This is a genomic window from Stenotrophomonas sp. 2YAF22, assembly GCF_052114665.1.
Classification (GTDB): domain Bacteria; phylum Pseudomonadota; class Gammaproteobacteria; order Xanthomonadales; family Xanthomonadaceae; genus Stenotrophomonas; species Stenotrophomonas indicatrix.
Window position 1 is genome coordinate 1 of sequence record NZ_JBFRFE010000814.1, and the last position, 1,536, is coordinate 1,536.

1 pseudogene is annotated in these 1,536 nt (G+C 68.3%); it reads right to left on the bottom strand.

Features of this window, described 5'->3' with window-relative positions:
* Positions 1–877: pseudogene (locus tag AB4Y84_RS21365) on the bottom strand (hypothetical protein); the annotation flags it as partial.
* Positions 878–1,536: the final 659 nt, after the last annotated feature.

Here is a 1,536-nt window from a genome sequence, read left to right on the forward strand (position 1 = left end):
AGTCATCGCCGGCCGCACGCGCGCTTTCGGATACGTTGATGCCACCGACCACCATCAGCAGGCCGAACGGCAACAGCAGCGGCAGGTAAGTCATTGCGGTCGGCAGGCCCTCGATGAAGCCCAGCGTCGGCAGCGGCAGCACCACCTGCGGCGGCACCCAGGCCGGAATCTGGAAGCCGGGCACACCCAGGCCGGCCAGGCCGAGCCCGTAATACAGCACGGTGCCGAACACGAAGGCCAGCAGCACACCGGGGCCGCGCAGCGGCAGCTTGCCCTTGGCGATCAGCACGTACAGCAGCAGGCCCAGCGTGGTGAAGCCCACCAGCGGCGAGCGCAGGGTTTCCAGCAACGGCAGCAGGCCCATCAGCACCAGTGCGATGCCCGCGATGGAGCCCAGCAGTGCGGCACGCGGCAGCGCGCGGGTTACTGCTTCACCGAAGAAGGACAGGATCAGCTTGAGCACGCCCATGATGACCAGCGAGGCCATGCCCAGCTGCCAGGTGGCGATGGCGGCGGCATGCGGGTCCAGGCCCTGCTGCTTGAAGGCCAGGAAGGCCGGGCCCAGCACCAGCAGTGCCATGCCGATGCTGGTCGGTGCATCCAGGCCCAGCGGCATGGCGGTGACGTCGTCGCGCCCGGTACGCGCGGCCAGGCGCCGTGCCATCAGGGTGTACAGCAGGTTGCCGACCAGCACGCCCAAGGCGGTGCCGGGGAACATGCGGCCGAAGACCACGTCGGCGGGGAACTGGAACATCCCGACCAGGGCCATGGCGATGAAGCCGAGGATGGAGAGGTTGTCGACGACCAGGCCGAAGAAGCCATTGAAGTCGCCAGCGACGAACCAGCGGCGCGGCGCGGTGGAAGCGGGAGCGGACATGGAAGGGGCGGTGGGGGTGGGGACCGCCGATGGTAGGCCCAGCGGGGCCGGCGCGCCAATTCCCGAGTGGAATGATGGGTTCCAGCCAACGGCGGAGCCCCTCGTGGTTGGTCGCTGAAAGCAGGTTCTGGGGGTGGGCCGGGCGGGTAGGCTGCGCAGGGGGCGCTGCAAGTACGTCCATGTAAGCTCGGTCGCCGCTTGCTCGTGTGCGCTGTCCTGCGCACACGGCAAGACCGGGGTTGGGCATCCTGCCCAACCCGCCCGAGGCATGCCTCGGGCCCATGCGGCTCACGCCCCTGCGCARCCYACCCGCCCGGCCACGGACAGTTTCCTGCGGGCGCCAGCCACGGATGAGAATCAAAAGATCAAAAGCAGAAGCCGGTCGCTGCGCTCTCAGGCGCCGGATCGCAGGCATCTGCGTGGTTGCCGGCCAGCGGCCGGCACTACCGACAGACATCCACGCATTGCGTGGATTTACCGTGTCGACCAAGGTCGCCCCCCACGAACAACAGACCATGCCATTCCAACAGAYCGYGGGAATCTGTCGAAGGCGGGGTGGGTCCGGTTGCGGGGGTGTCCGCGGCATGGATGCCGCGGCCAAGCCCCCAAGGGTGAGGGCGCTTTGCTTGCGAAGCACTGCTTCGCAAGCGCCCGAACGC